Annotated in this window: 27 protein-coding genes; 11 read left to right on the top strand and 16 right to left on the bottom strand. The window is 66.1% G+C overall.

Features of this window, described 5'->3' with window-relative positions:
• The first annotated feature begins 6 nt into the window (after nt 1-6).
• A complete protein-coding gene (locus tag JWN03_RS17935; RefSeq protein WP_297615960.1) occupies nt 7-924 on the top strand; it encodes an alpha/beta hydrolase in 918 nt (305 codons plus the stop codon).
• Between the two features lie 9 nt (nt 925-933).
• Here JWN03_RS17935 and JWN03_RS17940 read toward each other — a convergent pair whose 3' ends face one another.
• From JWN03_RS17940 to JWN03_RS17970, 7 genes are all read right to left on the bottom strand, one after another.
• Nucleotides 934-1,221 (bottom strand): chorismate mutase, encoded by a 288-nt coding sequence (locus JWN03_RS17940; RefSeq protein ID WP_297615962.1) that lies wholly within the window; start codon nt 1,219-1,221, stop codon nt 934-936.
• A 25-nt stretch (nt 1,222-1,246) separates the two neighbouring features.
• Complete coding sequence (locus JWN03_RS17945; RefSeq protein ID WP_297615964.1) at nt 1,247-1,816, bottom strand: TetR/AcrR family transcriptional regulator; 570 nt, start codon at nt 1,814-1,816, stop codon at nt 1,247-1,249.
• Nucleotides 1,817-1,852: 36 nt separating this feature from the next.
• Nucleotides 1,853-3,082 carry a cytochrome P450 gene (locus JWN03_RS17950; RefSeq protein WP_297615966.1) on the bottom strand — a complete coding sequence of 410 codons (1,230 nt, stop codon included), beginning with the start codon at nt 3,080-3,082 and terminating at the stop codon, nt 1,853-1,855.
• A 112-nt stretch (nt 3,083-3,194) separates the two neighbouring features.
• Nucleotides 3,195-4,319, bottom strand: coding sequence for a BTAD domain-containing putative transcriptional regulator (locus JWN03_RS17955; protein ID WP_297615968.1), 1,125 nt, complete (start codon nt 4,317-4,319; stop codon nt 3,195-3,197).
• Between the two features lie 146 nt (nt 4,320-4,465).
• Nucleotides 4,466-6,427, bottom strand: coding sequence for an ArnT family glycosyltransferase (locus JWN03_RS17960; protein WP_297615970.1), 1,962 nt, complete (start codon nt 6,425-6,427; stop codon nt 4,466-4,468).
• A gap of 140 nt (nt 6,428-6,567) precedes the next feature.
• On the bottom strand, nt 6,568-7,344 hold the full coding sequence (locus JWN03_RS17965) for a hypothetical protein (RefSeq protein WP_297615972.1): 777 nt from the start codon (nt 7,342-7,344) through the stop codon (nt 6,568-6,570).
• A gap of 77 nt (nt 7,345-7,421) precedes the next feature.
• Nucleotides 7,422-8,669, bottom strand: coding sequence for an MFS transporter (locus JWN03_RS17970; RefSeq protein WP_297615974.1), 1,248 nt, complete (start codon nt 8,667-8,669; stop codon nt 7,422-7,424).
• Nucleotides 8,670-8,760: 91 nt separating this feature from the next.
• Here JWN03_RS17970 and JWN03_RS17975 point away from each other — a divergent pair, with 91 nt between their 5' ends.
• The gene (locus JWN03_RS17975) at nt 8,761-9,657 is read left to right on the top strand and encodes a LysR family transcriptional regulator (RefSeq protein WP_297615976.1); all 897 of its coding nucleotides are present in this window, start codon (nt 8,761-8,763) and stop codon (nt 9,655-9,657) included.
• A gap of 241 nt (nt 9,658-9,898) precedes the next feature.
• A complete protein-coding gene (locus JWN03_RS17980; protein ID WP_297615978.1) occupies nt 9,899-10,687 on the top strand; it encodes a maleylpyruvate isomerase family mycothiol-dependent enzyme in 789 nt (262 codons plus the stop codon).
• A 4-nt stretch (nt 10,688-10,691) separates the two neighbouring features.
• Here JWN03_RS17980 and hrpB read toward each other — a convergent pair whose 3' ends face one another.
• The 4 genes from hrpB to JWN03_RS18000 form a co-directional block, all read right to left on the bottom strand.
• On the bottom strand, nt 10,692-13,172 hold the full coding sequence (gene hrpB / locus JWN03_RS17985; protein WP_297615980.1) for an ATP-dependent helicase HrpB: 2,481 nt from the start codon (nt 13,170-13,172) through the stop codon (nt 10,692-10,694).
• 306 nt (nt 13,173-13,478) lie between these two features.
• Nucleotides 13,479-14,069, bottom strand: coding sequence for a DUF6636 domain-containing protein (locus JWN03_RS17990; protein ID WP_297615982.1), 591 nt, complete (start codon nt 14,067-14,069; stop codon nt 13,479-13,481).
• Between the two features lie 96 nt (nt 14,070-14,165).
• Nucleotides 14,166-14,987: a helix-turn-helix domain-containing protein gene (locus tag JWN03_RS17995; RefSeq protein ID WP_297615984.1), complete on the bottom strand. Its 822-nt coding sequence runs from the start codon at nt 14,985-14,987 to the stop codon at nt 14,166-14,168.
• Between the two features lie 27 nt (nt 14,988-15,014).
• Nucleotides 15,015-15,464, bottom strand: coding sequence for a hypothetical protein (locus tag JWN03_RS18000; protein ID WP_297615986.1), 450 nt, complete (start codon nt 15,462-15,464; stop codon nt 15,015-15,017).
• 417 nt (nt 15,465-15,881) lie between these two features.
• On the opposite strand from JWN03_RS18000, the gene JWN03_RS18005 reads away from it, so the two are divergent.
• The 3 genes from JWN03_RS18005 (at nt 15,882) to JWN03_RS18015 (ending at nt 18,289) form a co-directional block, all read left to right on the top strand.
• Nucleotides 15,882-16,952 (top strand): alpha/beta hydrolase, encoded by a 1,071-nt coding sequence (locus JWN03_RS18005; protein ID WP_297615988.1) that lies wholly within the window; start codon nt 15,882-15,884, stop codon nt 16,950-16,952.
• A 134-nt stretch (nt 16,953-17,086) separates the two neighbouring features.
• Nucleotides 17,087-17,725, top strand: a complete 639-nt coding sequence (locus JWN03_RS18010; RefSeq protein ID WP_297615990.1) for a hypothetical protein — start codon at nt 17,087-17,089, stop codon at nt 17,723-17,725.
• Nucleotides 17,726-18,289: a TetR/AcrR family transcriptional regulator gene (locus JWN03_RS18015; protein ID WP_297615992.1), complete on the top strand. Its 564-nt coding sequence runs from the start codon at nt 17,726-17,728 to the stop codon at nt 18,287-18,289.
• 46 nt (nt 18,290-18,335) lie between these two features.
• Here the strand turns inward: JWN03_RS18015 and JWN03_RS18020 are convergent, their stop codons facing one another.
• Nucleotides 18,336-18,833, bottom strand: a complete 498-nt coding sequence (locus JWN03_RS18020) for a hypothetical protein (protein ID WP_297615994.1) — start codon at nt 18,831-18,833, stop codon at nt 18,336-18,338.
• 188 nt (nt 18,834-19,021) lie between these two features.
• On the opposite strand from JWN03_RS18020, the gene JWN03_RS18025 reads away from it, so the two are divergent.
• From JWN03_RS18025 to JWN03_RS18040, 4 genes are all read left to right on the top strand, one after another.
• A complete protein-coding gene (locus tag JWN03_RS18025; RefSeq protein ID WP_297615996.1) occupies nt 19,022-19,918 on the top strand; it encodes a LysR family transcriptional regulator in 897 nt (298 codons plus the stop codon).
• A gap of 138 nt (nt 19,919-20,056) precedes the next feature.
• Nucleotides 20,057-20,959 carry a LysR family transcriptional regulator gene (locus JWN03_RS18030; RefSeq protein ID WP_297615998.1) on the top strand — a complete coding sequence of 301 codons (903 nt, stop codon included), beginning with the start codon at nt 20,057-20,059 and terminating at the stop codon, nt 20,957-20,959.
• 64 nt (nt 20,960-21,023) lie between these two features.
• Nucleotides 21,024-21,248, top strand: a complete 225-nt coding sequence (dmpI, locus tag JWN03_RS18035) for a 4-oxalocrotonate tautomerase DmpI (RefSeq protein WP_297616000.1) — start codon at nt 21,024-21,026, stop codon at nt 21,246-21,248.
• 184 nt (nt 21,249-21,432) lie between these two features.
• A complete protein-coding gene (locus JWN03_RS18040) occupies nt 21,433-21,657 on the top strand; it encodes a hypothetical protein (RefSeq protein WP_297616002.1) in 225 nt (74 codons plus the stop codon).
• Nucleotides 21,658-21,686: 29 nt separating this feature from the next.
• On the opposite strand, the gene JWN03_RS18045 is transcribed toward JWN03_RS18040, so the two are convergent.
• Genes JWN03_RS18045 through JWN03_RS18060 form a run of 4 tightly spaced genes read right to left on the bottom strand, consistent with a single transcriptional unit; the run spans nt 21,687 to nt 23,875 of the window.
• Complete coding sequence (locus JWN03_RS18045) at nt 21,687-22,499, bottom strand: ParA family protein (protein WP_297616004.1); 813 nt, start codon at nt 22,497-22,499, stop codon at nt 21,687-21,689.
• Between the two features lie 57 nt (nt 22,500-22,556).
• Nucleotides 22,557-23,012, bottom strand: coding sequence for an NUDIX hydrolase (locus JWN03_RS18050; RefSeq protein ID WP_297616006.1), 456 nt, complete (start codon nt 23,010-23,012; stop codon nt 22,557-22,559).
• Between the two features lie 15 nt (nt 23,013-23,027).
• Nucleotides 23,028-23,567 carry an SRPBCC domain-containing protein gene (locus JWN03_RS18055; protein ID WP_297616008.1) on the bottom strand — a complete coding sequence of 180 codons (540 nt, stop codon included), beginning with the start codon at nt 23,565-23,567 and terminating at the stop codon, nt 23,028-23,030.
• Complete coding sequence (locus JWN03_RS18060) at nt 23,564-23,875, bottom strand: ArsR/SmtB family transcription factor (protein ID WP_297616010.1); 312 nt, start codon at nt 23,873-23,875, stop codon at nt 23,564-23,566. The genes JWN03_RS18055 and JWN03_RS18060 overlap by 4 nt, the downstream gene beginning before the upstream one ends.
• 74 nt (nt 23,876-23,949) lie before the next feature.
• Here JWN03_RS18060 and JWN03_RS18065 point away from each other — a divergent pair, with 74 nt between their 5' ends.
• Nucleotides 23,950-24,294, top strand: a complete 345-nt coding sequence (locus JWN03_RS18065; protein ID WP_297616012.1) for a hypothetical protein — start codon at nt 23,950-23,952, stop codon at nt 24,292-24,294.
• Nucleotides 24,295-24,306 lie beyond the last annotated feature (12 nt).

The raw sequence follows: 24,306 nt of genomic DNA on the forward strand, positions 1-24,306 counted from the left end.
TACCACGTGCTGAAATCCCTGCTGCGCTTCACCTCTCGCCTGATGGGCGCGTACTGGTTCGCCGCGGCTCCCGATTGGGCGCTGGCCCGCCGTCGCGCCGCCACGACCACCGCCAACTCGCGCGCCCCGCGCACGGTCACGGTGACCGCGGCGCAACTGGCGGGCCTGCCGGTCGAAATCCTCACGCCCCCATCCGCTCCCGCCGATTCTGCGGTGCTCTATCTGCACGGCGGCGGATTCGTGATCGGCAGCGCCCGCATGATGCGGCCGCTGACCGGCGCTCTCGCACTCGATATGGGCACCACCATCTACGCACTGGACTACCGGCTCTCCCCCGAACATCCCCACCCCGCACCCATAGACGACGCAATGGCCGCCTACCGCGAATTACTGGAGCGCGGAATCCCAGCCGAACGCATTGCGGTGGCAGGCGATTCGGCAGGCGGCGGTCTGGCACTGGAGGTGGGCATGCGCGTACGCGACGAAAACCTGCCCGCCCCAGCAATTCTCGGCCTGATCTGCCCCGTACTGGACTTCTCCCCCGACTCCGCAGCCTTCCACTGCGGCCGCACCCGCGAACCACTCCTCACCCCGAAGGTCATCGAGCAATTCCTCGACGCCTATCTCCCCGGAATCCCCGCGGCCCAGCGCCACGCACTCTCCCCGCTCCACCGCGACATCACTGGCCTCCCACCCATAGTGCTCCACTCCGCCAGCGAAGACCCGCTCTCCGGCGACGCCCGCCGCCTGGCCGACCGCGCCACCGAACTCGGTGTCCCCCTACGCCATCGCGAGTACCACAAGGTCTGGCACGTCTTCCACGCCATGCCCATGAAGCCAGGCCGGGAAGCCACCCGAGACCTCGCAGCCATGCTCACCGAAGCCATCTACGGCCACCGCACCGGCTACCGAGCCACCAGCTAGCGACGGAAGTCACCGCCGAGTGGCGTGCTCACCGAGCTCGAGGTCGATGAAGGCACCGATCATGGCGCGCCAGACCGCTTCGGCGACAGCGGGTTCCAGCCCGGCGGCGACGGCGCGTGCACGGGCCAGCGCCACCACCCGCTCGACCCGATCGGGAGCGCGCACGGCCTGTTCGTCCTTTTTGAAACCAGCTGCCGCGCGGACGAGTTCCTGGCGTGCGGCCAGCAGCCGAGTGAGTTCGCCGTCGAGCGCATCGATGCGGCTACGGACGTCGGCGAGCGATTCTGGAGCAGACACAGTTCGCGACCTTAGCCGGTGCGGTTCAGGCGATGACGCGGGTGATCGTCGGTGCGACGAATTCCTCGAGCATGGCTCGCTCTTCGGCATCGTCACGTCCCGGCGCGGAGAGCAGCGAGACGATGATGCGGGTGAGCCAGCGGGCGAGGCGGCTGCGTTCCGGGTCGGTGAGGCCCATGGGTGTGAACAGTCCGGCCGCAATGGATTCGACAACAGTGGAGTCCTGGCTGATGCGGCCGGCCGACCCGGCCTCGCCGGGCCGGAACCAGGCGATGAGCAAGGGGTCGGCGCGTACCTCGCGGACCGCTGCGAGCATGGCGCTGACCACCCATTCGCCCGGATCGTCGGTGGTGCGGGCCTCGGCTGCGATGCGCGCCGCGATGCGGCGGGTTTCGCGGTGCACGAAGGCCAGCCGCACCGCCTGCCGATTATCGAAGTAGCGGTACAGGGTCGCGCGCGAGCACCCCGCGGCCTTGGCAATGTCGCCCATGCCGACGGCGGTGACGCCACGCTCGGCGAACAGTGCCGCGGCGGCGTCGAGAATGCGTTCGGCGGCGAGGTCGGCGCGATCATCGGACAGCCAGTCCCGGCTCATGCCACCTCCCCTCCGCCGTCACACATCCGATCGAGACTACCGATTCGCCTGGAACGGCACGCTCATGGGCCAGCGCACGTAGTTGCCGTTGGACCACGTGACATTCTCGAGGTCCACCGAGAAGTCGGGGCAGCGGGCGAGCAGTTCTTCGAGCGCTACCCGCGCCTGCATGCGCGCGGCGGCCGCACCGAGGCAGTGATGATGCCCGTGGCTGAAGGTCATGATCCGCTTGGGATTACGACGCACTTCGAGTTCGCCTGCGGTGGTACCGAATTCGCGCTCGTCACGATTGGCGGATCCGTACAGCAGCAGTACCTTGCGCCCGGCGGGAATGGTGGTGTCGTGCAACTCCACATCGCGCGTGGCAGCGCGGGCCAGCCCCTGTACGGGCGAGGTCATGCGCAGGAATTCCTCCACCGCATCGGGAATGAGCTCCGGATTCTCGACGAGCAGTCGCCGCTGCTCCGGGTACTGCTGCAGCAACTGCACCGCCCCACCGAGATTGCCGGTGGTGGTGTCGTTTCCACCCGTGATCATGGTGAAGGCGAAGCCGAGAATGGCCAGGATGCCCTCATTGTCACCCTCATCACCCAGCCCCGAGGCGAGCAGATGCGAGATGGTGTCGTCACCGGGCTCGGCGCGGCGGCGAGCGATGAGCTCCGCGAAGTAGCCCACCATTTCACCTACGGCAGCAGGCAATTCACCGCCGGCGGCGATCTTCGCACCGTCGATCGCACCGCCGACGATGGCGTACGTCCACTCGTCGAACTTGCCCTGGTCCGCCTCCGGCACCCCGAGATAGTGCGCCACGACCATGGTCGGCAACGGCTTGAACAGCTCGCCGACAATATCGCCCGACCCGGCCTCGCGCAGCGCCTCGAGGCGTTCCACGACGAAGGCCCGCACCGCCGGTTCCACCGAATTCACCTGGCGGGGTGTGAATCCGGCCGCGACCCGGCGGCGGAAATCAGTGTGCTCGGGCGGGTCCATGAAGACGAACGGCTTGATCGGAATGCCCGCGGCTTCCAGGCTCACATAGTCCACGGTCAGTCCGGAGGCGGACGAAAACGTCTCCGGGTCCCGCGCCGCGGCGTATACGTCTTCGTGACGTGACAGCACATAGAAGTCGTCCGATTCCCGGTCGCCGGGAACCACTCGATGCACTGGATCGCATTCCCGAAGTGCCGCGTACATCGGCCAGGGGTCACGCCACGTATCCCCCGACATCAGCTCGAAACGCACTTCCTGAGACGCTATTGAACTCATGAATCGACGGTAAGACAAATATCTTCATTTGTCTAGAACATGTTTCAGAACCAGGTCGCTGTCCACCGGGTACAGCCCGTCGAGGAATCCACCGAGTACCAGCCGCCCGGAGCTAGGCGCCGCGAATGAGCACGAAGGTGAACTCGGTATCGCCGATACGGACCAGGACCCCGTCGGCCAGAATGGCGCTGTCCGCCACACGGACGCCGTCGAGGTGGACACCGTTCGACGACATCAGGTCCTTGACCACGTAGGTCAGGCCGTTGTCGATGATCAGTGCGTGGTGCCGGCTCACTCGGCCGTCGGACAGCGCTATGTCATTGTCCGACAGTCGTCCGATGCGGGTCATCGCCCCGGCGATCGGGTACACATTGCCGTTGTTATCTCGCAGGATCGCCTGTGGCTCATGCCAATTGCTGTCGACAATGGTTGTCGCGCGCGTGGCCGAGGCGGCGCCCGCCGCACCCACGGTGAGCGGATCCTGTCGCAGAATGCGCGCCTCCAGCTCACGAATGCGGAGGCTCGGGTCGAGGCCGAGTTCCTCGGCGAGCGTGGCGCGCAACCGCCGCGCCGCCTCCAGTGCATCGGATTGCCGCCCGGCGATATAGAGGGCGGTAATGAGCTGCTCCCACAGGGATTCGCGCAGCGGATGGTCGCGCACCAGCAGTGCCAGTTCGGCAATGACGGAGTCGGCGCGGCCCTGGGCGATATCGGCCTCGGCACGAGCCTCGACAACACCCAGCCGTTCGTCGTCGAGCGCCACGGCATAGGCGTCCGCGAATTCGAGTCCGCGCAGATCCGACAGCACCGGCCCGCGCCACTGCGCCAGCGCCTCGGAGAGCGCCTGCCCCGCTGCCGGAAACCGGCCGGCGGCCAGGGCACGCAGGCCGATTTCGCGGCGGGTCCGGAAGCGGAAGACATCGCAGGCGGCATCGTCCACCACGATCCGATATCCGGTGCCCATGTGCTGCAGCACATTGCGCGCGTCGATACCACCGTCGCGCAGCGGTTTTCGCAGGTTGGAGACGATGGCGTGCAGGCTGACGCGCACATCGGGCGGCGGCGTCTCCTCCCAGACGGCGGCGGCGAGCGCATCCACCGATACCGGCCGGTTCGCATTGATGGTCAGATATGCCAGTACCGCACGCTGTTTCGGCCCGCCGAGCTGCTGGGGCACACCGTCGATGGTGAGCTGTACCGGGCCCAGTACGCCCACCTGTGCGCGTACCTCGGCCATCGCCGAACTCCTCACGCCCGCCCCTGCTTATCGACCGCAACTCTAACTTTTCCATCGTCATCGCGCGGGCCGCTGCGACGAACCCGGAGATGAAAACCCGGCCGCCCGGCTTGATTAGTCACCGAGAGCGGCCGGTCTCCCTACGTCTAGGTATCGAGGCGGTAGACCTCCATATTGCCCATCGTCGTCGCCGGGAAGTTGGCCTTGACCCAGGCGGTGATCTGCGCCGACGTCGACTCGGTATCGGAGCGCCGGCCGCCGTCCTTACGCTGCTGGACCAGGTAGTAGCCCACCTGGTGATCAGCCACATAACTCTGGAACTGCTCGAGCGTCGGGGATTCGTCCCGGCCACTGAAGCCGCCCACAGCCAATAGTGAAGCGCCCGTGCGCAATTCGATGGCACTCACCTGCGAGGCACCGACCGCCGCGGCGGCCCAGCGATTGTTCGCGCCGGTGATCAAGCCGTCGAGTTGCGGATCGGCGCTGCCGCCGTCTCGACCACCCTGCTCGTCCGACGAACGCGGCGGTCCCGCAATGGGGCTACCGCCCGCCTGCGTCTGTGCGACCGTCTCCAACGTGTACACGGTCGGGCCGATCAGCGCGGAAAATACTGCGACACCGGCGATCACCAGTCCGTAGCGGCGGAATTTGGTCCTCCCCAGCACCATAACGGCGGCCGCGAGCGCCAGCACCACAATGCTCCAGCGCAGCCAGGGCAACCAATCGGGTGTGCGATTCAGCAGTGCGAATGTCCAGGCGCCCGTGCCAACCAGCATGAGGGCCAGGACGATTCGGGCCGCGAGCTGATCGCGGCGCTGCCACAGCTGAGTCGCGCCGATGGCGACCAGCGCGGCAATGGCCGGAGCCAGCATGACCGAGTAGTACGAGTGGAAGGAACGGCTCATAAAACTGAGCACCGCGGCCGTGACGAGCAGCCAGCCGCCCCACAGCAGCAGTCCGGCGCGCACCCGGTCGGTACGGGCGACGCGGCGGGTGAACCACAGCCCGGCGACCAGCGCGATGAGCGCGGCGGGAAGCAGCCAGGAGAATTCGGTGGCGAGTTCGCCGTGGAACAGGCGGGTGACACCGGGATGGCTGTCGCCGAATCCCCCGAAACCGCCGCGCATTTGACCACCGCCGCCGGAAGCCACAACGGCGTCCGCCGGAGGGGCAGCCATCGGATGCGGGGTGGCGGCCGGATGCCCGCCACCGCCGTGATTGCCGAAGACCCGGCCGAGACCGTTGTAATCGACGGCCAATTCCCACAGCGAGTTCGAGGTGGAGCCGCCGATGAAGGGCCGCGAATCCGCCGGCCACAGCTCCACCAGCGCCACATACCAACCGGCGGAAACCACCAGCGCGGCGCCCGCCGTCGCCAATTTTGTGATGCGAGAAAGGATTCCGCCCGCACCGGCGACCAGCACCACCAGCGCGAGGCCGGGCAGCACCAGGAACGCCTGCATCATCTTGGTGAGGAAGCCCAGGCCCATCAGCAGGCCCGCGCCCACCAGCCAGCCGGTGCCCGCCGACCACCAGCGTGCGCCGGGCTCATCAACAGCCCGCACCGTGCAGTACGCCGCACCGACCAGCACCAGGGTCAGCAGTGCGTCGGGGTTGTCGTAGCGAAACATCATGGCCGCCACCGGAGTAACCGCGAGCACGGTTCCGGCGAGCAGCCCGGCCGCGGGACCCGCCCACCGGCGAACCGTAGCGAACAGCAACCCCACGGCGGCGACGCCCATGAGCGCCTCGGGCGCGAGCATGGACCACGAATTGAATCCGAAGACACGACCGGACAGGGCCATGACCCACATGGCGGCCGGCGGCTTGTCGACGGTGATCGCGTTCTGCGGATCCAGCGAGGCGAAGAGCAGCGCCTTCCAACTCTGGGTACCGGACTGCACGGCCGCGGCGTAGTAGGGGTTGGTCCACCCCGCACCGCCCAGCCCCCACAGGTAGACCACCGCGGTCACTATCAGTAGGGCAAGCAGACCGGGTCGCTCCCAGCGGGGGCGATCCGGCGGGCCGAAGATCAGCGGCTCCCACCGCGATCGGCGGACCGCTTCCACCGATATCTCTTCCTCCGCAACGCTGATGGCTGCCGTCATGCCCGCAGAACCCTCCTTCTACTCCACACTTCTTCCAGCTGGACTCGCGCAGAATATGCAGCCTGTGTGTGGTTCGGGTCCAGCTCGGCTGGGAGTTGGCTGTGAGCGGACTGTGGCTGGTCACAGCCACCGGCCGCTGCTCAGGGCCGGATGGTCGGCAGTGTGAAAGCGGCGGTGCGGACGGTATCGCCGTGCTTGAAGTCCAGGAAGAGCCGATAGGTGCCGGGCCCCGGGACAGCGGTGTGGAAGGTGATGTCCGGGCCGGGCGCGGTGACGCCGTCGCCGGGCTCGCCGTTCGGGTGGACGTGCACGTAGGCCAGATCACCGGCGCGCAGGATCACCAGATGTCCGTAGGCGGCGAGGTACGGCTGCAGGTCGGTGACCGGTTCGCCGTCCTTGCGCACAGTGAGGGTGAGCATGCGGCCCGCACCCGGGACGAGGTCGCCGTCGAGGGTCACTGCATAGCCGTCCACCTCAGCGGTCCGCACGGGCGCCGGAGTCGGCTGCGGATCATAGGCGCCCGCAATAGCGAAATCGGCGCCGAGCGTGATGGTCTTGCCGAGATCACGCGGCGCGATATCGGTGAACGCCCGATACGCCCCTGCCACAGGGAGATTCAGCCGCACAGACCAGGTGCCATCGGCAGTGAGTTCGGGATGGACGTGCCAGAAGCCGGTCAGCTCCCGCTGCACGATGATGAGGTGCAGATCGCGGTCGTGCAGCGGGGTGTAGTCGAGCACCGGATCGCCGGCCGGTCCGAGAATGCGGAAGCGGAACTCGAATTCACCTGTGTGCCGGATGGTTTCGGTGAGTTCGAGGGTGTAACCGTCCTGGCTGATCTGCAAGCCGCCGGGCAGTCCGGCGGGCGCGTCGTGCCCGCCATGCGCGTGGTGCTCGGTGTGCGCGTGTGTGGTCATTTCTCGGCCTCTCTCCACCGTTGTCGATCTTTCGTATGAGAGAGTAAATACCCCCTAGGGGTATATCCGCAACCCCGTCACGAGTGAAGTGGACCACCCGGTTCCCGCCTGTGCCCAGATCGAGCGCCGGCGTGACGGGAGAAGACGGCCCACAGCGCCGCGCCCAGAACTGTTGCGGCCAGGCCCATTTCGCACACCGGATTCCATCCACCGGCCTGGTACGCCACCCCTGCCGACACCGAGCCCGTCACGCCGCCGAGGAAGTAGGTGACCATATAGGCCGTCGTCAATCTGCTGCGCGCCTCGGGAGCGAGCACGTAGATGGCGCTCTGATTGGACAGGTGGATGCCTTGGATTCCGAAGTCGAAGACCACCAGTGCCACGATCAGCACGACGACCTGATGGCCGCCCCAGGCCAGCAGACCCCAGCTGGCGAGCAGCACCACCCACATGAGCGTGGTGACCATCCGCAGATATCCCCGGTCGGCGAGACGGCCCACCACCGGCGCACCCAGCGCGCCTGCCACACCGGCGAAACCGAACAGGCCGATGACGAACTCCGGGTAGTGATACGGACTCGAGTGGGCACCGGCGAGCAGGAAGGCCAGCCCGGTCCAGACCGCCGAAAAGCAAGCCATGCCGATGAATCCGAACATCATGCGATGCCGCAGTACCGCGTGGTTCCGAATCAGCGCGGGGATGGAGGCGAGCACCTGCGAGTACCGCTCCTTCGGTGCGGTCGGGGCGGTATTCGGCGCCAGCAGGTACACGCTCACCGCCATGACCAGCTGAATTCCCGCCGCCACCAAGAGCACTGCACGCCAGCCACCGAGCTGCGCGATCGCACCGGACAGCACTCGGGACAGCAGAATGCCCAGCAGCAGTCCGCTCATCACCGTGCCGACGATTTCGCCACGCCGCTCCGGGTCCGCGAGCGCCGACGCCCACGGCACCACCACCTGTGCCGCCGAGGCGGTGATTCCGGTGGCGAACACGGCGATCAGCAATATCGGGAAGGTCGGCGCCACCGCGGACACCAGGAGCGCGGCGACCGAGGTGGCCAGCAGCGCGGGGACCATGCGGCGGCGGTTCAGGAAATCGCCCAGCGGCACCAGCAACGCCAGTCCGGACAGGTAGCCGATCTGGGCGGCGCTGACCAGCAGGCTCGCAGCCACCGTCGATATCCCCAGATCATCGGCGACCTGCTGCAACAGCGGCTGCAGATAGTAGTTACAGGCGGCCGAGGATCCGGCCGTCAGCGCGAACACGAGCACCGTCAAACGGGTCAGCTTTGCAGTCGCGGCGGGGGCAATCGTGGTAGTCACACGAATGATCGTCTGCCTCTTCGCCAATCAATGGAAGCGATGAATTTCGATGCCGATATCTATGAATTCGATAGCAGCCTAAGATCGGGGCATGGAGATCCGCCAGATCGAGTGCTTTCTCGCCTGCCACGAGCATCGCTCCTTCACGGCGGCGGCCAAGGCACTGAATCTGGTGCAGTCCGCCGTATCGACGAGCGTCGCGAAGCTGGAGCATGAACTCGGCGCCCGGCTGTTCGATCGCACACCGCGCGCACTCGAGCTCACCGATGCGGGGCACGCCATGGTCGAACCGGCCCGTTCGATGCTGCGCGCCCGCCGTGACATCGTCGATGCGATCGATATGGCGCACGGACAGGTTCGCGGTGAGGTCGTGGTCGGCAGTCTCATGAATGTGCACAGTGTGGATCTCGCCGCGGCGATCGCCGACATACACGAACACTTTCCACAGGTGACAATGCATATGCGACAAAGCATCTCGGGTGTGGCGGGAAATATCGCCGGATTGCGGGACGGCAGCCTGGACATCGCGTTCCTCATCGGATCGACCATGGATCTGCCTGGGATCACCCAGTACCTGATCAGCGAGGAAACCCTGGTGCTGTGCACCGCGCCGGAGCATCCGCTGGCGGGAAGGCCCTTCCGCGCCGCAGACCTCACCGATGTCCGGTTCATCGATTTCGCTCCCGGCTGGGGCATTCGGAGTATTGCCGACACCCTGTTTCCCCAGCGGCTTCCGGTCATCGAGGTCGCCGACCAGGATTTCGCGCTGGCGTTGGCCGCGCGGAACTTCGGCATCACGCTGACTGCGCGATCGGTTGCCGCGCGCATACCGGGAATCGTCCACGCGGAGCGCATCGGCGAGCCCATCCCCTGGCAGATCTCCATCGGTCACGATGCCCGGCGTACCCCTTCGCATGCCGCCCGCACCGTCATGGACGCTTTGCGCGAGGGTGTCGTATCCCCTCGAAGGAGTCGTTATGCGCGGTGACGGCTGGGAGAAGATCAGCAGACAGCGTGATTCCGCCGCGCGCTTGACCTCAACATGGGTTCAGGTATCAAACTGTCGATCATGAGTTCAGCTGCTGATACTCCCCCGATCTCTCGCACCGTCTGACGGCGCGAGCCGCGCCCCGCTGAGTTCCGTACACCCGTCAGCGGGGCGCGAAACCTTTGCCGCTGCTGCGGGCGGTCATCGGCGCACGGCCGGCGTGAGGGTCGATACTCAGAGCATGAGTTCCGATTCCCTGGCGGCGCTGCGCACCGAACGCGAGACGCTTCTCGGCTTCTGCCGCGACCTCACCGACCAGGAATGGGCGACACCGAGCCTCGCCGAGGGCTGGCGTGTCCAGGACGTGGTGGCGCATATGACTGCGCTGTCGCGCGCGCTGATCACCCCGGCCGCGATCACGTCCATGTTCTCGCGGGATATCGAGCAGTCGAACAATGCGCCCGTCGACAAGGCGCGATCCCAATCGCCGCAGCAGGTGCTCGACGGTTTCTCGGCCTGGAGCGGTCGCGGGATCACCGCGCTGCGGGCTTTCACACTGCCGGGCGTGCGCCGAATCCCGCTGCCGGTGGCCGAAATCGGGACATACCCGCTGCGCATCTTCCCGTCGCTGTACCTCTTCGACTGGCACACCCATTTGCGCCACGACATCGCCCCCGCCCTCGGTCGTCCTGCCCCCGATACCGACGCCCAGCGCATGAGCGCCATCCTGAACTGGCTGATGATGCTGCTGGAGCAGTCCCAGCGCACACAGCTGAGCTGGCTCGACGCGCCCCTCGCCCTCACCCTCGACGGGCCGGGCGGCGGCACCTGGCGCATCGAACCCGCCACCGGCGGACGCCTGCACGTGCGCCCCGGCACCCCCGACGGTACAGCCGCCCACATCACCGCCCTGGCGATCGAATTCCCCCAGTGGGCCACCACCCGCCGCCCCTGGACCGAATCCGACGTCTCCCTAACCGGAAACACCGACCTCGCAACACATTTCCTGAACTCCCTCAACCTGATCTGAGCGCCTACTTGCGGGTCGCGTTGCGGGCGGTGCCGCGGTGGGCGGAAAGGGTGGTGGGATCCTCCGGCCAGGCATGTTTGGGGTAGCGGCCGCGCAATTCGGCGCGGACCTGGGGCCACCCGGTACGCCAGAAGGACGCCAGATCGGCGGTGACCGCGATCGGGCGCTGAGCGGGCGAAAGCAGGTGCAGGACAATGGATGCACGGCCGTCGGCCAGGCGCGGCAGCTCGGTCCAGCCGAAGATTTCCTGCACCTTCACCGCGAGCACCGGCGGGTCGGCGGAGTAGTCGAGGCGGACATTGCTGCCGGAGGGCACCTCCAGGCGTTCCGGAGCCAGCTCGTCGAATCGCGCGGCCGCGGGCCACGGCAGCAGTCGGCGCAGCGCCTGCCCGGCATTGATACGTTCCAGGTCGGTACGGCGGTTGGCGGCGGAAAGCTCTGGGCCGAGCCAGATTTCGGGATCGGCGAGCAGATTCGCGGCATCGACGGCCGGCCATGGCGCACCGAGCGTGCGGTGCAGAAATTCCAGGCGCCGACGCAGGGTGATGGCATCATCGTTCCAGCGCAGCAGGTCGAGCCCCACCGATTCGAGTCCGCGCCGCAGCGCCTGCCGCACCAGAGCGCGATCCGGATTACGTAAAGGCTTCTCGGACAATATGATCGCCCCGAGGCGCTCGATGCGGCGAGCAACCACATCGCCGTCGATCCAGTCCACCTCATCAACCTTCGCAACCAGGCTCGGAGCGGCTCGGCGAGCGAGTTCCTCATCGGCGGTGGCCGCCAATCGAATGCGCCCCTCGGCCTGCCCGGGATCACGAGACGCTCCCGCCACCGCCAGCCAATCCGATTCGGCGACACCGGAACCCGGTGGTAGCGTCACCGCGGTTCCACCCGCCATCAGATAGCTCGCCGACCCTGCCCCACGCCGCCGCGCCAATCGCTCCGGATATGCCAGCGCGGCAACCAGAGCCGGGTCATCGCTCGACTCGGCGGCCCGGCCACGCGCCCGGCCCGGCGCGCCGACCGCCGCCTCCGTCACCAGGCGTGTGAGTCGCTCGACCTCTCGCATCCAACGCGCAGGCCGCTCCGCCCGCAGTGCGCGAATCCCCGCCACCAGATCGACCTTCGACACCACGGTGTCGTCGTCGAGCAGCGCGACCACCTCGGCGGCCGACCGCGCGCCGACCTCCACAGCGCCGTCGAGCAGCGCCCGCGCCAGCCGCGGATGCAATCCCAGCGCGGCCATCCGCCGTCCGCGATCGGTCACGCCTCCGTCGCCATCCACAGCGCCCAAGGCCCGCAATACTTCTCGCCCAGCCGCCAGCCCACCGGCCGGCGGTGGATCCCACCAGCCGAGGCCCGAACCGTCGGGGGTGCCCCAGCAGGCCAGCTCCAGGGCCAGCCGGGTCAGGTCGGCGGCCTTGATCTCCGGTTCCGGATAGGCGGGCAGGGTGGCGTGCTCGTATTCCGGCCAGCAGCGCCACACGTGTCCCGGGGCCTCGCGACCGGCTCGGCCGGCGCGCTGATCGGCCACCGCCGCCGAAACACGCACTGTCGCAAGACCGGACAGGCCGCGCCGATGATCTACTCGCGGTATCCGGGACAGTCCAGAGTCGACTACCGCTCGCACGCCCGGCACGGTAAGGCTGGATTCCGCTACGGCCGTGGACAATACGACCCGTCGCCGCGTTCCCGGACGCAAGGCGACATCCTGGGCAGCCGCCAACAGCCTGCCGTGCAGCGGGACGACGTCCACCTGTCTGAGGCCGGACAACCGCTCGGCCGTCCGCCGGATCTCGGCCGCTCCCGGCAGGAAAACCAGTACATCCCCATCGATTTCGGCGAGCGCGCTACGCGTGGCCCGCGCGACCTGCGCCTCGATCCGCTCCTTCGGCAGCGGTGGAACATACGACAGTTCCACCGGATAGGCGCGCCCGTGCACCTCGAGCACCGGAGCCGCCTGCGCACCGCCGAGCAGCGCCGAAAGCCTTTCGGCGGCAACAGTTGCCGAAGTTGCGAGCACCCGTAGATCCGGCCGCAACCCGCTCCGCGCATCGAGCAGTAGCGCCAACAGCAGGTCGGCATCGAGGTGCCGCTCATGGCACTCGTCGAGCACCACCACATCCACCCCGGCCAGTTCAGGATCGCCCTGCAAGCGACGCACCAGCAGTCCGGAGGTCACTACCTCGATCCGGGTCCGGCCGCTCATCCGCCGGTCGCCGCGCACCGAATAACCCACGGTCTGCCCGACCTGCTCCCCCAGCAGCGCGGCCATCCGCCCGGCCGCCGCCCGCGCCGCCAATCGCCGCGGCTCCGCCACCACAATCCGCCCACTCGTCCCCTCCGCCAATGCCAGCGGAACCAACGTCGTCTTACCGGTCCCCGGAGGCGCAACCAGCACGGCCGTACCCCGCGCGGTCAGTGTCCCGACAATCTCCTCGAGCGCGGCGCGAACAGGCAGATCCGGAAGTTCAGGCAGCTTCATTGCCAACCAGTCTGCCGCCCGCACGGAATTCGCCCCGACATCAGGGCCGCAATCCCGTACTGGCAGCGCCCGGGCCACCGCAGCACCACACCGAAACGGTAAGCGGTAGCGCTGCGGCGGCCGCTGACATCGGCCGCGAGCGACTCCCTGCGGGGCGTCTGTTCATCATGAAAGTCGGCGGACTGCCGAGCGCGACAGTGTGGCGACGCCCGAAGGCACGCCCATCAGGCCGTTCCTGCGAGCACACCGGCCGCACCTACATGGTGTGGCCGCATGCCTTGGGTGGTCCGGTGATTCGGGGACGTGTCAGAAGAGCTGCTGCTGATCGGCCGCGATCAGGAAGCCGTGGCCGCCTGCGTCGCAGCGGATGCCGGCCTGGGTCGAGGTGCAGGCGGTGCCTCGGACGATGAGGGTTTGGCCGTACCGCAGGACCTTGCCGCCGCCCTTGTTGGTTCCGTCGGTGGGGCTGCCGACGAAGACGCCCTGGTTCAGGCAGAGGAATTTCGCTGCGCCACCCATGACCTCGGCGGCCACGGCGCGCTCGGGGCGAGTGCCGCAGTCGGACAGTTGGGAGGGGACCACGCTCGCGTGTTCGAGTTGGCAACCGGTGCCGAAGTTCTTGTCATCGATGATGCCGCACATGATGTTTCCGGTCGGCGACTGGAAGTAGTACTTGTCGCCCTGCTGGAAATCGCGGGCATCGACATTGGCATCGTTGCGGGTCGGGGCGGTGGTGACGGGCCCCGCGACCGTGGTCTGCGCCCCGCCGTCGGCTGCGGCCGCGCTGATCGTGGCGCCGCTCGTCGGTGTTCCGCCGCTGGTGACCTTGTTGTCATTGCATCCGGCGATACCGCCCACCGCCGCGACCACCGCGAATGCCAGAACCCATGCCCTCATGCGTTTCCTCCCGAATAGATTCCGCCCCGAACCAAGGAGTCCATCGACGCAACCGACCAGGTTGTTATCGCGACACTGTTCCCTCCGCGGTCCGACTCACCACGCGAAGATACCCGGCAGCGTCTCGTGCAGCGGCGGAAGACCGTCGTCGTGGCGTTCCGTCAGGCTGAACATTTCGATATCGCGCCACGGATGCGCCCAGCGCAGCGAATCCATCTGAAAGGTGACCCGCTCCCCCGATTCCGGCTCCACCACGATCACGGTGTCGTCGTCGTAATCGCTGGACCCGACGGCGGTGTCCCACATCCGATCGAAGTGCGGATTCACCTGGCACGCTTGCCGAATCGCGGCGATCTCGCTCTCGGGCACCAGGCCCAGCGAGTTCTCCTTGAGGATGTACACGAGCCGGTGCACGATGCTGTCCCAGTTCTGCAGCACCTGCTGCGCCCGCGGGTCGGTCATCATCTGGACGATGACATTCACCGGGCGTTCCGGCGTGCCCAGCGCCGGGTCCAGCCACGGGAACATGTCGATCGCACGCGCATTGGCCGCCAGCACGTAGTACTCCGGGACCCGATGCAGGAAGGCGGGGCCGGGCATCCGGTTCATCAGGTGCAATTCGCCGGCGGTGACCGCGGACAGTGATCCGGCGGCAATGGCGAGGTCCTCGCCCATCACCATCGACCACACCTTGCGGCGCTTGTGACGGGGCAGTGCGAGCGCATTGCACCAGGAGCGAATCGTGGCCACCGTGGGCACCCGCTGCCCGTTCTCGTACTTCTCGAACCCCGAGTTCGACATGAACAGCAGCGCGGCGACCTGCGCCTGCGTCAGTCCGAGTTCGAGCCGCTGCCGCTGCATGTAATTGCCCAGCATCTTGTGTTCACTGCCCTGGGACTCGGCCTGAACGGCGCGCATCGCTCTCCCCTTGCTCTCTCGTCTGTTTCAAATCGGTTGGCGCGCAGGCATACACGCCTCATCGTTCAAGTCGGCGGCGAGGTCCAGCACGAGGTCGGCCATGGCGGCCAGCGCGAGGACGTCGGTATCGGGCGAGGGCAGGCGCAATGCCTCGCGCACGGCCGAGCGGATCAGCAGCCCGGCTTCCACCAGCGTGTCGGCATTGGTCGCCAGGCGCAGCCGGGAGATTTCGCGCGAGCCCTCGACGGTGTCGTAGCGGCGGGGCGCGATGGCCACGACCTGCTCGGCCAGGGCTTCGGTGCGAATCAGCAAGTTGTCCAGGTCATCCCACGCCATGCGCCGGCGCACGTTCGCGGTCGGCTGCGCGGGGCAGATCTGATCGACCTCGCGCACTATGCGTCTCGCGAGTGCGACGAATGCCTCGATTTCCCGCAGCCGGTAGGTGCCGGGCAGTTCGTCCGCCAGTGTCGGATCCATTCCCCATACCGCACCAACGGTAGCGCTATAGCGCTGGAGCATTGCCAGAACGGCTACAGCTCGATGCTGCTGCCCTGCAACAGGTCCGGAACCGAGCCTGATGGTCATCCCCCGCCCGATGACGGCACAGAGCTCCGCACAGTCTCGCTGTGTGCCGCTCGTGCCCGCAACCATGCCGTGAGCGTGTCACGAACCTATATGTGGCCACTAAAGAGGCACGGCCGCAACACAATAAGCGCACGCCAAGAGAGCATCGACGCCGACGCTAGATCGACTTCGATTGTGCAGCAGCACCTGCCGGTTCCGCACCGTCCCGAGGTCACCCAAGTTGGGCGGGTCACTTCAATTGACACGGTGTCGAGTGCAGGTGAGGTGTGACACTTGGCCATCGCCTGGGGCATTGGGTAGCGTCGGCCCATGATCAGGTCGATTAGGCGTTTCGGGGCATTGGCAATTGCGGGAGTTGTTGCAGCCTCACTGTCCACCGTATCGAGCACCGGCACCGCGATCGCCGAGGACAACACCGATCCGATCATCGCATCGAAGAAACTGCTCGCGGACCCGGTTGCCCCCGACGGTTCGAAGCTGGTCTCCGGAACTGTCGACGGCCGCAATCTGACACTGCAGGTCTACTCCACCGCAATGGGCAAGAACATCACCGTGAAAGTCCAGCGCCCCAATGACGCCTCACAATCGCGGCCGGTGCTCTACCTCCTGAACGGCGCGGGCGGCGGCACCGATATGGCAACCTGGTGGCACAACACCAATATCGGCGATTTCCTCGCCACCAAAGACGTGAATGTTGTGATGCCGGTCGGTGGCGCGTGGGCCTATTACACCGACTGGAAGCAGGACGATCCGGTCCTCGGCCGCAACGAATGGAAGACCTTCCTGCTCGACGAATTGCCGCCGCTGATCGACCCGGCACTGAATACCAACGGCGCCAGCGCCATTGCGGCCAATTCGATGACCGCCACCGCGGTACTCCAGCTCGCGATCGCCAAGCCCGGCTTCTATCAGGCCGTGGCCGGCTACAGCGGCTGCGCCCAGATCGCCGATCCCATCGGTAAGCGCTTCACCAAACTGGTCGTGGAAACCTATGGCGGCGGCGACGTCAAGAACATGTACGGCGATGACGACGATCCGGCCTGGGCCGCCAACGACCCGGTCATCAATGCCGAAGGCCTGCGCGGCACCAGACTTTTCATCTCCGACGGCAGCGGCCTCCCCGGCCCCCACGACCACATCGGCGACCCCACCATGATGAACCCCACCCAAATGGGCCTGGCCAATCAAATGATCGTCGGCGGCGTCATCGAAGCAGCAATCAACTACTGCACCCACAACCTGCAAAACCGCCTCAACGACCTGAACATCCCCGCCACCTTCGACTTCCAGCCCACCGGCACCCACTCCTGGGGCTACTGGCAAGACGCCTTCTACCGCTCCTGGCCCACCCTCGCCGCCGGCCTGAGCCTCCCCCAGTAGCCGCCTGGGCACACCGCATCCCGCCCTGCGGTTTCCAGCCCTGACCTTCTGATCCCGCCTACCACTTGCGCGCTGCGGTTAATGCCATTAACTTGTAGTTAGTGTGATTAACCTACACCGCAGGAGCTTAGATCATGACGACCATCGCCACCACACGCACCACCGCCGGGGCCCTTCGCACGGTTCCCGCCATCGCCGGAGTCGGGTACGCGCTGTCCTGGGTCATCGCCCTCTCGATCCCGGTGCCCAGCAATGGATTCGGCGATTCGGGGAGTTCGCTGGTCGCCAAGATCGCCGGGCACTCCGCGGCGATGGATACGAACAACCTGTTCAGCGAGGGCCTTCCGGCGATCGGCCTGGTCATCATTTCGCTGTGGCTGGCTCGGGCGGCCGGCTGGTCTCGGGCGGGCCGCATCACCGCTATTGCGGGAGCCGTGGCCGCGACCATCTCGGTGGTCGAGTTCGGCATCGGCCTCGCGCTGGCCCGGACGACCACACCCGATACGGCACATCTGCTGTTCGGATCGTTGAACAGGCTCGACGGCGTCAAGATGTTCGTACTTGCCGTCATGGGTGTGGCCGCTGCCATGACCGGGGTGTTGCCGCGCTGGCTGCGCTACACCGGCATCGCTATGGCGATCGCCATAGCCGGATCGGGCATCGCGTACCTGTTGCTCAACTCCGGTTTGGCTACCCTGGCCTACGTGTCCCTGCCACTGCTCATCGTGTTCGTCACCGGTACCGGCATCGTGCTCGGCCGATCGGCCGAATAGATGCCCCGTGTCGGCCTGACTCCGCAACGGATTGTCACCGAAGCCGCGACCGTCGCCGATGAGGTGGGCCTGGACAGGCTCACCCTGGCGACGGTCGCGAAGCGCTGTGGCGTCTCACTTCCCGGGTTGTACAAGCATGTCGACGGGCTCGACGCCGTCAAACGCGATATCTCCGTACAGGCAACGCGGGAGCTGACCGCAAAGCTCGCCGCCGCCACCTCCGGTGTAGCGGGAAAGGAAGCGCTGCAGGCGCTTTCGGCGGCCTACCGCGACTACGCCAAGTCCTTCCCCGGCCGCTACACGGCGAGCGTCCAGGCTCCGGCCGCCGGTGATCGGGAGCACGAGGAGGTGGCGGTGCAGGCGGTCGGCGTCATCAGCGCCGCCCTCAAGGGCTACCGGCTGGAGGGCGCGGACCTGATCCACGCGATCCGCATCTGGCGCATCGCCTGCCACGGATTGGCGTCATTGGAAGGCGCGGGAGCCTTCGGCCTCCCCGACCCGATGGACGAAACCTTCAATCGTTTGATAGACGCCCTCGACGCATCCTTCCGCGCCGACAGGTGATCCGGGATCACTCCCGGGCCACCGGAATTCGCTGCGGCGCAACCGTTCAGCGGTAGAGCGTCGGCTCGATCACCAGATCGAAGAACGGAACATCGACGCGAATCGGAGCCAGCGCGGTCGCATCCAGTTTCGCCGGGTCGGTGTCCGGCCCCGCGAAGACGCAGTGCCCGTTCGGATTGATCACCAGCGACCGCCCCGGCGCACCACCGCCGGCGAGTCCCGCGGCGCCGGGAATCTGCACCCGAGCCGCGCCCCGCAACTCGACCGCCGTCCCCGGAGCCACCGGAATCACCTGGTGCACCCAGGATGCGATGAACGGATGCGCGACGACGGTCGTCCCGTCCCGTCCGTCTCGCACATCCGCCTGCGGCACCTGAATCGGTGAAAACCCCGGGGTGAGCAGCTGATCCTGGCTGTAACCAGCACCATTCGCCACCTGCGAATAGTCCGGACTGAACGTTTCGGCCCGGGCAGTACCGGCCCCGAGCATGAACGCAACGCCGAAACCCACTGCGATGCCGGTGCCGATAGCGACTGTCCCCATGCCACCGATTGTCCGGATCAGCACGTCGCCCGAACAGGTTTATACTCAGGGCGATTGGTCTCATTTGGGGCGGATGCTTCAGTTGAGCAATCTGAATTCAGGGTCGCATGGGGGGTTTCCCCTGATGTTGCCGGTCGAGGGCCCATGCCAGCATCAAGCACAGGGCTCGGCTGTTCGGGAGGATCGCGGTGGAATTACGGGACATCGAGATTTTCCTGACCCTGGCGCAGGAACTGCACTTCGGGAGAACCGCTCAGCGGCTGCATCTTTCGCAGGCCCGGGTCAGCCAGTCGATCAAAAATCAGGAGCGCCGCATCGGTGGCCGCCTGGTCGACCGCTCGAACCCCCGCGATGTGCGGCTCACTCTGCTGGGCCATCAATTGGCGAGCGAACTGAAGCCGGCCTACGACGACATACTCGCGGCCATCGAACACGCCCGGCAGGTCGCCGCGGGTATCTCCGGAGTACTGCGCGTGGCCATGATCGGCTACAACGCCTATGACTATCAACCGTTCTGGGACGCCTTCCGAAGCAGATTCCCCGGCTGGGAGCTGCGGGTCCGCAGCAGCGAGTTCGGCGATCAGTTCGGCCCGCTGCATCGCGATGAAGCCGACATCGTCATCGCCTGGCTGCCCATCGAGGAACCGGGACTGACGGTCGGGCCGATCATCTCCGTGGAACCGATGGTGGCGATCATGCCCGACAGCCACGAACTGGCCGATGAGAAGAACGTATCGCTGGAGGTTTTCGGCGACCGCGGCGTGTTCAGCCCGACGGCACCCATGCCCGATTACTGGGAGGACGCGGTCAGCCCCTTCTACACACCCAAAGGCCGGACCATCGACCGTGTCACGCCGATCTCGACCCTCGAGGACATTCTGACCACCGCCGGTATGAGCGGCGCCTTCACCAGTGGTATGAGCCATATCGCCCGCTACTATCAGCGCCCCGGCATCACGTATCTGCCCATCACCGATTCCCGCCTGGTCCGATGGGCGCCGGTGTGGCGCAGCGATTCCGAAAGCGAACGGATCCGAGCCTTCGCGCGCATCGTCCGCGAGCTGGGACACCTCGAACAAAGCTGAACCGATCGGCGCGCTCATCGCTCGATAAGTAAAAGTGATCGTTAGCGGCAAGATTCGGTGTTGCTTCCTCCGTGAGCGTGCCCGCAAACTCGTGGCACACGATTATTGCTACGAACCGGTGGAACAGGATCACCCGAGGTGGAACTGCGTCAGCTCGAATACTTTGTGGCGGTTGCCCGGGACAGGCACTTCGGACGAGCCGCCGAGCGCTTGCACATCGGCCAGCCCGCCATCAGCCAGCAGATTCGCCGGCTGGAACGGGAACTCGGCGCCGAACTGCTCGACCGCTCACCGCGACATGTCCGGCTGACCACCGCCGGCGCGTGCTTTCTGCCCGAAGCCGAAGCGGTACTGGCCGCGGCGGCTCGCGCACAAGCGGTGATCGCCGAGCACGCCGCTCAGCGCACAGCGACGCTGCGCATCGGCACCAGCGCCGGACTCGGTGCGCATCTGGACCTGATATTGGACGAGTTGGCGGCTCTGGCACCAGATTTGGTGGTCGACCTGGTGTCGGCGCCGACCCGGGCCCGGGTGGAACAGGTAGTAGCGGGCGAGCTCGACGCCACCTTTCTACGTGACAGATCCGATCCGGCCGAACTGCCTGGCGTGCAGCTGATCCCGCTCTGGGCCGATCCGCTGGTGGCGGCCCTCCCCGCCCGACATCCCCTGGCGCAGAACGAGACTGTGCCGCTGGAAGATATCGCCAAGCTGCCGCTGCGTCTGACACACCGACGGAACAATCCCGTACTCGTCGACCTGGTTGTCGGCGCCTGCCACGCGGCGGGCGTCGAACCGCTGCCGGGTCCGAATTCGGTGAATATGGCAGACACCCTGACCACAATCGGCACGGGCCGGCCGAGCTGGACCGTCGTTTACGCCTCGCATGCCGCGCGCTTACGGACCGCTCGCGTCGCCTTCCTGCCCTTTCGAGCACCGGCCGAGCTGTCGTTGACAACCTTCCTGGTGACGAGGGCGGAAACACCCGACGAACAGCTATGCCTGCTGCTGAAAGCCTGCCGCGAGCACGATCACGAATCGTGATCGCTGTCGGTCCGGACTGCGCCTGGTTCCGCGCCGGTAAACCCGATTTACTTCGAATGCGCAGGTGAACAGCCCGGAAAAGCCGCCGTACGATCAGGAGCCGATCATGCCCAACGTCACCATTCAGCAGCTGCCCAAGACCCCGGAACTCAAGCGAGCGCTGGTCGCCAAGATCACCGACGCATTCGTCGATGCCTATCAGATCCCCGCCGAGACGGTGCATATCTGGATCGAGGAGTACCCCGCGGACGGCTATGGCGTGGCCGGAAAGCTCATCGCCGACAGGTAGGGCCTGACGCCCTTCGCACCTGAATAACCAAGCCTCACCAGGTCCCGGGGCGACCGTCGGTCGCCCGCGAACCGGCCGAATTCCCCGCGCCCGCCGGCGCCCTCGGCAAATTTCTGCCCGCCGACGCCGTGCACGGCTGAGCACATTCGAGACAACACCTTTCACCGACTTTGAGGATCGAAAAATGGCTACCACCAACGCTTCATACTCGATCGAATCGCAGGTGCTCCGCGCCCTGCTGCACAACGGGATGGTCCAGCGCGCCGTCGCCCTGGCCATCGCCACCATCGTGCTGATCGCGCTGCACCATCCCACGTGGGTGCCCTACTCGGTCAGCCTCTACGCCATCTGGAGCGCCGCCGCCGCGACCATCAATGCGGCGCGCGCCGCAGCAGCCACACGACTATGACCACGCATTCGACTCGGGAGAGCATCGGTTCAGCGGGCGGCGCGGTCGATGACCTCGCGGGCCAAGGCCCGATATTGCTCGGCGCCACCGGATTTGGGGGCCCAGGTGGTGACCGGTTCACCGGCGATGCTGGCGTCCGGGAATCGGACCGTTCGCGAGATCCGGGTGCCGTAGACCTGGTCGCCGAAGACTTCGACGACCCGGGTCAGCACCTGACGCGAATGCAGTAGACGGCGATCGAACATGGTGACCAGGATGCCGAACAGGCTCAGGCGCGGGTTGAGTCGGTCGCGGACCTTGTCCATGGTGTCGGTGAGCAGCGCCAGGCCGCGCAGCGCGAAGTACTCGGGTTCCATCGGGATGATCACACCGTCCGCGCAGGCGAGCGCGTTCACGGTGAGCAGGCTCAGCGCCGGCTGGCAGTCGATGAGGATGTAGTCGTAGCGATCCCGGATCGGCTCCAGAACGCGGCGCAGCGACTGCTCCCGGCCGACCTCGTTGACCAATTGGATCTCCGCCGCAGACAGGTCGATATTGCTCGGCAGCAGATGCACATTGTCGACGCCGGTCTCCATCAGTACATCGTCGACGGGCGGCGCGAATTTGCCGAGTAGGTCGTAGACGGTCAACTCGAGGTCATTGACGGAAACACCCAGCCCCGCGGACAGCGCGCCCTGCGGATCGAGGTCGACCAGCAGCACGCGCCGGCCCTGTTCGGCAAGTGCGGCACCCAGATTGATCGTCGACGTGGTTTTACCGACGCCACCCTTCTGATTGCACAGCGCAACGATCTGCGCTTCGCCCTGGATCGCCGGTGCCTCGTCCGAGGGGGTTGCCAACATGTTGCCAGGCTAGCCGGACACCTTCACTTCGGGCCGATGCGACGCATGAGTCATTGCTCACGAAACGAAATCGGCTGCTGGGGGCCACCCCGACAAGCCGAAATGCTCATCACGCCAGAACAGTTCCAACCCGGCATTGGTATAGGGCACAGTGTCCGCCGGAATCTCATCACGATGAAACCACTGCAGATCGGAGCACTTGTGCGGCTCGGCATTGAACGGCTCGCCGATCCATTTGTCCGCGTGAAAGAAGAATCCGACGCGCCCCTGCCCCTCCGGCGACCGCAGATGCAGCGCCGCAACCATACGAATATCCTTGCGGCTCAGCCGTATCCCGACTTCCTCATGCGCCTCACGAATCATGGCAGCTTCCAGGTCTTCATCGGCTTCGAGTTTCCCGGACGGCAGATTCCACAGCCCATCCGAATACCCGGTATCGGCGCGACGCGCAAGCAGGACATGATCGCCCCGAGTAGCAATGAGCAGAACATCGACGAAGCTCGTATAGGTCATCCCATATCCCTCTGGTCAGCTCTTCTGGGTGGGGCGGCTTACCGGTAGTGAATTCCCGGTTTCCAGTAGGGATTTCAGGTCGCTGAGCATGAATGGGTAGCCGCCGCCGAAACCTTCGGATTCCAGATCACCGGAGATGATGATCGAGATGAGCGGGGCACCGGCCACGTCGTGAATGACGGTCAGGGCGCAGGTGCCGTCGCCGCGGTCGCGAATCTCGTAGCGCAGATAGGTTTCCGGTTCTGCGACGAGGTTTTCGTCGCCGAGGAAACGTATGCGGGCGCCCCACATGGTCGGCGGGTCGTAATCGGTAACCGTGCCGCTGATGATGATCTCGGGCTCGGTATCGATCGGACGAGGTCCGGAAGGAGCAAACACCGTGAATGCGCCGCCGATTCGAGGTTCGATCATGCTGCGGCCGCCGAATCCGTAGCGCACGGTCCAGTCCGGATCGGTGACGGCCAGCCAGATCCGCGCGGCCGGCGCGGCAATGATCACGCGATGGATCTGCGTCGTCTCCGGACGCGCACGCGCGAGGACTTCGTCGAAGGTCACGATTCCAGGTCCCTTTTCAAATCGGTCAGCGCGGAGATCCGCTGTTCGGTGAACTTGTCGATCCATCGATCGTGAATCAACCGGATCGGCACGGGATTGAGGTAGTGCAACTTCTTTCGCCCGCTGCGGACGGCCGTCACCAAGCCCGCTTCCTCCAGCAACCGGAGATGTTTGCTGATGCCGAAGCGGGTCATCTCCAGTCCCGATTCCAGCTCGGTCAGCGTTTGGCCGTCCTTGACGAACAACGCGTCCAGGAGGTGCCGCCGAGTGCGATCGGCCAGCGCCTTGAACACCGCGTCCTCGTCCACGCCCTCACTTTATACGAGACCGATCGGTCACATGATCGTTGACATGTGACCTTTTGGTCACCTATCGTCGAGACATGAAACGCTACATAGTCCTCTACCTCGCACCCCTCTCGGTCGCCGAACGATTCGCCCAGGCCACGCCCGCGGAAGCCGCGAAAGGCATGCAACTGTGGGCAGATTGGAGCAATCGGATCGGCGCCGGACTCGTCGACGGCGGCAAACCCCTCGGCAACGCGCGCCGCGTCACGCCGACCGGCGTCAGCGAAACCGACAGCGGGGTGATCGGCATGTCCATCCTCCAGGCCGCCTCCATGGACGAGGCGCTGGAAATGGTCGACGGTCACCACCACCTGCACTGGGCCGAGCAGTGCGAAATCGTCGTACTGGAAGAACAACCCATCCCCGAACTGCAGCCATAAAACGATCGCCCT

The organism is Nocardia sp., from assembly GCF_025465275.1.
In the GTDB taxonomy this organism is placed as follows: domain Bacteria; phylum Actinomycetota; class Actinomycetes; order Mycobacteriales; family Mycobacteriaceae; genus Nocardia.

Coding starts and splice junctions, on each gene's coding strand:
- JWN03_RS18015 (WP_297615992.1), top strand. CDS start 17,726: ATGCCCCGTGTCGGCCTGACTCCGCAACGGATTGTCACCGAAGCCGCG.
- JWN03_RS18020 (WP_297615994.1), bottom strand. CDS start 18,833: ATGGGGACAGTCGCTATCGGCACCGGCATCGCAGTGGGTTTCGGCGTT.
- JWN03_RS18005 (WP_297615988.1), top strand. CDS start 15,882: ATGATCAGGTCGATTAGGCGTTTCGGGGCATTGGCAATTGCGGGAGTT.
- JWN03_RS18050 (WP_297616006.1), bottom strand. CDS start 23,012: ATGACCTATACGAGCTTCGTCGATGTTCTGCTCATTGCTACTCGGGGC.
- JWN03_RS17955 (WP_297615968.1), bottom strand. CDS start 4,319: ATGGCCGAGGTACGCGCACAGGTGGGCGTACTGGGCCCGGTACAGCTC.
- JWN03_RS17995 (WP_297615984.1), bottom strand. CDS start 14,987: ATGCGCGCCGTTCAGGCCGAGTCCCAGGGCAGTGAACACAAGATGCTG.
- JWN03_RS17945 (WP_297615964.1), bottom strand. CDS start 1,816: ATGAGCCGGGACTGGCTGTCCGATGATCGCGCCGACCTCGCCGCCGAA.
- hrpB (WP_297615980.1), bottom strand. CDS start 13,172: ATGAAGCTGCCTGAACTTCCGGATCTGCCTGTTCGCGCCGCGCTCGAG.
- JWN03_RS18065 (WP_297616012.1), top strand. CDS start 23,950: ATGAAACGCTACATAGTCCTCTACCTCGCACCCCTCTCGGTCGCCGAA.
- JWN03_RS17950 (WP_297615966.1), bottom strand. CDS start 3,082: ATGAGTTCAATAGCGTCTCAGGAAGTGCGTTTCGAGCTGATGTCGGGG.
- JWN03_RS17990 (WP_297615982.1), bottom strand. CDS start 14,069: ATGAGGGCATGGGTTCTGGCATTCGCGGTGGTCGCGGCGGTGGGCGGT.
- JWN03_RS18000 (WP_297615986.1), bottom strand. CDS start 15,464: ATGGATCCGACACTGGCGGACGAACTGCCCGGCACCTACCGGCTGCGG.
- JWN03_RS18010 (WP_297615990.1), top strand. CDS start 17,087: ATGACGACCATCGCCACCACACGCACCACCGCCGGGGCCCTTCGCACG.
- JWN03_RS17960 (WP_297615970.1), bottom strand. CDS start 6,427: ATGACGGCAGCCATCAGCGTTGCGGAGGAAGAGATATCGGTGGAAGCG.
- JWN03_RS17980 (WP_297615978.1), top strand. CDS start 9,899: ATGAGTTCCGATTCCCTGGCGGCGCTGCGCACCGAACGCGAGACGCTT.
- JWN03_RS18045 (WP_297616004.1), bottom strand. CDS start 22,499: ATGTTGGCAACCCCCTCGGACGAGGCACCGGCGATCCAGGGCGAAGCG.
- JWN03_RS18040 (WP_297616002.1), top strand. CDS start 21,433: ATGGCTACCACCAACGCTTCATACTCGATCGAATCGCAGGTGCTCCGC.
- JWN03_RS17965 (WP_297615972.1), bottom strand. CDS start 7,344: ATGACCACACACGCGCACACCGAGCACCACGCGCATGGCGGGCACGAC.
- JWN03_RS17975 (WP_297615976.1), top strand. CDS start 8,761: ATGGAGATCCGCCAGATCGAGTGCTTTCTCGCCTGCCACGAGCATCGC.